The 6425-nt window shown below is 65.6% G+C and carries 4 protein-coding genes; all 4 read left to right on the top strand.

Annotated features, from left to right (window positions below):
* The first annotated feature begins 52 nt into the window (after positions 1-52).
* The 4 genes from KZ810_RS04005 (at position 53) to KZ810_RS04020 (ending at position 6356) form a co-directional block, all read left to right on the top strand.
* Positions 53-838, top strand: a complete 786-nt coding sequence (locus KZ810_RS04005) for an SDR family NAD(P)-dependent oxidoreductase (RefSeq protein ID WP_219767663.1) — start codon at positions 53-55, stop codon at positions 836-838.
* A gap of 90 nt (positions 839-928) precedes the next feature.
* Positions 929-2149: an acyl-CoA dehydrogenase family protein gene (locus tag KZ810_RS04010; protein WP_219767664.1), complete on the top strand. Its 1221-nt coding sequence runs from the start codon at positions 929-931 to the stop codon at positions 2147-2149.
* A 167-nt stretch (positions 2150-2316) separates the two neighbouring features.
* Complete coding sequence (locus tag KZ810_RS04015) at positions 2317-3381, top strand: acyl-CoA dehydrogenase family protein (RefSeq protein ID WP_219767665.1); 1065 nt, start codon at positions 2317-2319, stop codon at positions 3379-3381.
* Positions 3382-3515: 134 nt separating this feature from the next.
* Positions 3516-6356, top strand: coding sequence for a TonB-dependent receptor (locus KZ810_RS04020; RefSeq protein ID WP_219767666.1), 2841 nt, complete (start codon positions 3516-3518; stop codon positions 6354-6356).
* The last annotated feature ends 69 nt before the right edge of the window (positions 6357-6425 follow it).

The following is a 6425-nucleotide window of genomic DNA, read 5'->3' on the forward strand; positions in this document are numbered from 1 at the left end:
GGGCGTCGAATGCCATACGCGATCTTCGAAAAACGAAGCGGAGGCGGGTGTGATGCATGGTGCGGTGGCGATCGTGACGGGCGGCGGCACGGGGATCGGGGCGGCGACGGTTCGGCGGCTCGCAGCGCGCGGGGTGTCGTGCGTGATCAATTACGCCTCCAGCCGCGACGATGCCGAGGCGTTGGCCGCCGAGGTCGGGCAGGGGGCGATCGCGGTACAGGCCGATATCGTCGACGATGCCGCGTGCCGCCGCCTCGTCGGCGCCGCGACGGAGGCGTTCGGGCGCGTCGACTTCCTCGTCAACAACGCCGGGCGGACGAAGTTCGCCGCGCACGAGGATCTCGACGCGCTGGAGACCGAGGATTTCGTCGACATCTACCGGCTGAACGTCATCGCCGCGTTTCAGATGATTCGCGCCGCCACGCCCTTGCTTCGGGAAAGCCCGTTCGGGGCCGTCGTCAACGTGGCCAGCGTCGCGGGCGTGTTCGGCATCGGTTCCTCGGTCGCTTATGCCGCGTCGAAAGGCGCGCTCGTCACCATGACGAAGAGCCTCGCACGCGCGCTTGCGCCGGCGATCCGGGTCAATGCGGTCGCGCCGGGTTACGTCGGCACCGGTTGGTTCGAGAAGCGGCTGGGTGAGGAGGGCTTTGCGAAACTGAACGCCAAGATCGCCGCTGCGACCCCGATGGCGCTCGCGACCGGCCCCGACGAGGTTGCCGCGCCAATCGAGTTGCTGCTCGACCCCGCGATGCGCGCGATCACCGGCGAGGTGATGCTGGTGGACGCGGGCGCGCATCTCGACGTCGGACTTAGCCGGCGTCCGGGGCGCGAGAACTGACGGCACGCGGTCGCTTCGCCCTTTGCACCGTCGCGCGACTATGGCATGAGCGTCGCCATACCGTTTATTCAGAACGTGGAGACTGAAGCGATGGCGACCGCCGCCGAACAGACCCGCCCCGAAGGTGCGGCCGACGACTTCCGTCAGGAAGTGCGCGGCTGGATCGAAGCGAACTTTCCTGCGTCCTTGCGCGGCAGCGACAATGCGATGTCGGCGGTCGAGGGACCGACCGAGGAAACGCCCGATCAGCGCCAATGGCGCGAGGCGATGGGCGACAAGGGCTGGGGCGTGCCGACCTGGCCGAAGGAATATGGCGGTGGCGGGCTCGACCGCGCGCAGGCGCGGATCGTGCAGGAAGAACTCGCCCGCGCCGGTGCCTACAACCCGATCGGCGGCATGGGCGTGATGATGTTCGGCCCCACGCTGCTCGAATATGGCAGCGAAGAACAGAAGCAGCAGCACATCCCCGGCATCGCGCGCGGAGAGGTTCGCTGGTGTCAGGGCTATTCGGAGCCGGGCGCCGGATCCGACCTCGCCTCCCTGCAGACCTTCGCAGAGGACAAGGGTGACCATTATCTCGTCAACGGCCAGAAGACCTGGACTTCGGGCGGGCAATGGGCCGACAAGTGCTTCGCATTGGTCCGCACCGACAAGTCGCAGAAGCACGCCGGCATCAGTTTCCTGCTGATCGACATGGACGCCGAAGGCGTCGAGACCAAGCCGATCCGCCTCATCAGCGGTCAGTCGCCGTTCTGCGAGACGTTCTTCACCAACGTGCGCGTGCCCAAGGAAAATCTGGTCGGGCACGAGGGGCAGGGCTGGACGATCGGTACGCGCCTGCTCCAGCACGAGCGCAACTCGCTGTCGGGGGGCAGCGGTTCAGCGAGCCGGATGAATGCGGGCAATGCGGTGCCCAACATCGCGAAGAAATATCGCGGCACCGATGCCGAGGGGCGCATCGCCGATGCCGACCTGCGCACCCGCATCGTCAAGCACGAGATGGACCAGCGCGCCTTCGCCCTCACGCTCAGGCGCGCGGCGCTAGAGGCCAAGGGTAACGCGGGGCCGTCGGCCGCGACCTCGATCATGAAGAACGTCGGCGCGCGCATCACGCAGGACCGCGCCGAACTCAACATCGAGATCATGGGGATGCAGGGGCTCGGCTGGGAAGGCGAGGGCTTCAGCGAGGAAGAATTGTCGCAGACCCGGTCGTGGCTCTGGGGCAAGGCGGTGTCGATCTACGGCGGCTCGTCCGAGATCCAGAACAACATCGTCGCAAAGCGCATCCTGGGGATGCTCGACCACCAATGATCGCGAGGTAGGCGCGGCGACACCGTATCGCCGCGTCCGGAGAGGGCCGGGTCGAGGGAGCGGGCGCGACAGAACGTCCCTCCCTCCCCGGCTTCGCCCCCGACAGACCACATCGTTTCACCGCCCAAGGCACCGCGCCGTTGCGGCGATATCCAAAAGGACGACACATGGCCGCCTTGAACGACGAACAGGTGATGTTGCGCGACATGGCGCGCGAATGGGCCGACAACGAGAGCCCGGTGACCGCCTTCCGCAAGTTGCGCGACGCCGCGCCCGCGACCGGCTTCGACACCGAGGCATGGGGCGCGATCGGGCAGATGGGCTGGGCCGGCGTGGTGATCCCCGAGGAGTTCGGCGGGTCGGCGTTCGGCTACCTGTCGCTCGGGCTCGTCGTCGAGCAGCTCGGCCGCAACCTCGCGGTGTCGCCGCTGTCGTCGACCGCGGTGGCGGCAAGCGCGATCGTGATGGGGACGTCGGATACGGCCAAGCAGGACTGGCTCCCGAAGCTCGCCAGCGGCGAGGCGATCGCCACGCTCGCGATCGACGAAGGTGCGACGCACAGCCTTGACGTCGAGACGACGGTCGAGGGCGGGAAGCTCACCGGAACCAAGGCATTCGTCGCGGAAGGTGACGGCGCCGATGTTTTCGTCGTCGCCGCCAAGGACGGGCTGTATCTGGTCGCGAAGGGCGAGGGCGTCACCGTGTCGCCGCGAAAGATGGCGGACAGCCGCAGCCACGCCGAGGTACGCTTCGATGGCGCACCGGCGGAGAAACTCGGCGGCCCCGAACTGACCGCGCAGGTCGCCGACCGTGCCGCCGCGATCACCGCGGCGGAGATGCTCGGCATGGCGGATTCGGCATTTCACCAGACGCTCGACTACCTCAAGCAGCGGGTCCAGTTCGGGCAGGTCCTCTCGACCTTCCAGGCGCTCCAGCATCGCATGGCGAAGATGCTGACCGAGCTGGAATTGATGCGCTCCACCGTCGAGGGCGCGCTCGAGGCGATCGATGCCGGCCGCTCCGACGTCGACCAGGCGGTCAGTCTCGCCAAAGCGACTGCGGGCGAGACGCTGCGCCTCGTCAGCCGCGAGATGGTCCAATTGTACGGCGGCGTCGGCATGACCGACGAATATGACGCAGGCCTTTATCTCAAACGTTCGGCCGTGCTCGAGGTGATGTGGGGCAATGCCGCGTATCATCGCGATCGTTTTGCGCGGCTGAACGGTTACTAATAACATCCATCAGGCAAACGGTACGCAATAAAGGGAGATATAGCAGCGCCGCTGTCTTGATCTGATAGTCCCGATCCGGTTTACTCGAAGATACGGTACGGCGCGCAACAGCGTCGATCGACAGGAGAGGGATTATGACGAAGCAGATGCTTTTGTCGGCGTGCGCTGCTGCCGCCTTCGTCGTCGCGGGTCAGGCCGGCGCACAGACCACCCCGGCCGGTGCTGCGGAGACAGCGCCGGTGCAGAACACCGACAATGTCGAGAGCACGCCGGCGGACATCGTCGTCACCGCACAGGGACGCGCGCAGGTGCTTGCCGACGTGCCGGTCGCGATCTCTGCGGTGAATGCCGATAGTCTCGCCCTGTCGGGCGCGAACGACATCCGCCAACTCAACCAGCTCGCCCCGTCGCTGCTCGTGTCCTCGACCGGATCGGAGGCGAACGGCTCCCCGCGTATTCGCGGCATCGGTACGGTCGGCGACAATCCCGGTCTCGAAAGCTCGGTCGTTGTCTTCGTCGACGGCGTGTATCGCTCGCGCGCGGGCATCGGGCTCAACGAACTGGGTGAGATCGACCGGATCGAGGTGCTGCGCGGACCGCAGGGCACGCTCGGCGGGCGTAACTCGTCGGCCGGTCTCATCAGCATCGTTAGCGTGAAGCCCGCCTTCACCTTCGGCGCGAACGGTGAGGCGACCTACGGCAATTACAATTTCGTTCGTCTGGCGGGCGGGGTCACCGGGCCGATCGCGGGCGACACGCTCGCCGCGCGGCTCGACGGCGTCTACGTCAAGCGCGACGGTTTCTACCGCGATCGCACCAACGATACGCGCATCAACGATCGCGACCGCTATTTCCTGCGTGGCCAGTTGCTGTTCGAGCCGACGAGCGACATCTCGCTCCGGCTGATCGGCGACTATACCAAGCGCAACGAGGCGTGCTGCGCCGCGACCTACGTCGATCGCTCGGTCAACCCGTATATCGGCAATCTGAACGAACCCGCGACACCGCTGACCACCGGGCTCGCCAACGGCAACAACATCGTCAACGTGCTGCGCGATCTAGGGCAGAACCTCGGCGCGCTCAATCAAGGCTATAGCCGCAACGTGTCGGTGTCGAAGGGGCGCACCTTCGACGGGAAGACGCAGGACTACGGCGTCTCCGGGCAACTTGACTGGAAGTTCGGCGACACCAATCTTACGTCGATCACTGCGTATCGCGATTATTACAACGAACAGGGCACCGATACCGACTATGGCACGGTCGATATCCTGTACAACGCCAACAATGGCAACAACCGCCGCCAGTTCAAGACGTTCACGCAGGAAGTGCGTTTGAACGGTAGCCTGTTCGACGACAAGCTCGACTGGCTGATCGGCGGTTTCTACATCAACGAGAAATTCCGTGGACGCAGCAACCTGCGCTTCGGGTCGCAATATGGTCGGTTCGCGACCTGCCGCATCATCTCGGGTGGCGGCCTAGCCACGCTTTACGCGCCGGGCAGCACCGGCTGCGTCGCGCCGGGCGTCGGACCCGTCACGCTCGCGGCCGTGGGTGGTGCGGATGTCGCGAATGGTTTCGTGACGCTCGACGGGATCAACGATCGCGGCTCGACCGTCGACCGCTACAATCAGGACATGAACAGCTTCGCCGCGTTCACCCACAACATCATCCATGTCACCTCGAACATCGATCTGACGCTGGGCCTGCGCTATACGACAGAGCGCAAGCGCTTCAACGCGACCTTCGGCAACGACAACACCGGCTGCGTCGCGCTGCAGCAGACGTTAACCGACGAGGCGAACATCACCGCGGCGCAGATCGCGGCCACCCCGGGCCTCGCGACGCGGCGCGCGTTGGCGCAGGCGCTGATCGGGCTGGGATGCCAGGGTAACTCGACCGCAGAGCTGAACGGCGTCAGCATCCGCGATCGCCGGTCGGAAAATCAGCTGACCGGCACGGGCATCCTGTCGTGGAAGCCGATCGATGACCTGCTGATCTACGGCAGCTATTCGCGCGGCTACAAGGCTGGCGGGTTCAACTTCGATCGCTCGGCCTTGAAAGCACCACTTCAGGTCTCAAACGGTCAGATCACCACGACGTTCGCCGCGCTCGGCGGGGCGCAGGCGCTGGTCGGAAACCTCCAGTTCGATCCCGAGAAGGTCAACGCGTATGAGATCGGTGCCAAATATGCGACCGGGCCATTCTCCTTCTCGATCGCGGGCTTCCGTCAGGAGTTCAGCAGCTTCCAGCTCAATACGTTCGACGGCACCGTGTTCATCGTCCAGAACGTCAACGGCTGCTCGAACAGCCTGAACGGTGCCGACCGCGATCAGAGCATCTTCGCCGCGGCGCCAAACTACAATGCCGCGGCCGCGACCACCGGTGCGTGCGCGCGCAACAAGGTCGGCTACGGTGTCGTCTCGCAGGGCGTCGAACTCGAGGCGACGCTGGTGCCCGCGCGCGACTTCCGCTTCACCGCCGGCTTCACCTATGCCGACACCAAATATCGCGACAATCTGGTCGGCAACAACAACGGCGCGCCGCTCAATCCGGCGCTGCGCAAGCTGCCGGGCGACAATCTGTCGAACGCGCCGCAGGTGGTTGTGACCGCGTCCGCCGCCTGGACGCCCGACATCGGCAGCTCGGGTTGGTCGATGCTGTTCTACGGCGATACCCGCCTCACCGGCGACTATAACACCGGCTCCGATCTCTTCCCGCAGAAGGAGCAGGACAGTTTCGCGCTGGTCAACGCGCGCGTCGGCGTCCGCACGCCGAACAACCGCCTCTCGCTCGAACTGTGGGCGCAGAACCTGCTCAACAAGGATTATGCGCAGGTCGCCTTCAACTCGCCGTTCCAGCAGGGCGCCAGCACCGCCGCGTTCCAGGACCCGACCTACCCGGGCGGGCGACAGTTGTTCTCGCAGTTCCTCGCCGAACCGCGGACCTATGGCGTCACGCTGCGCGGACGTTTCTAAACGGCTTTGAATGATATCGGCGGCGCCGCGCAAGTCCTGCGCGGCGCCCCTTGCCGTTTGGCGACGCAG

It is taken from the genome of Sphingomonas citricola (genome assembly GCF_019429535.1).
Taxonomy (GTDB): domain Bacteria; phylum Pseudomonadota; class Alphaproteobacteria; order Sphingomonadales; family Sphingomonadaceae; genus Sphingomonas; species Sphingomonas citricola.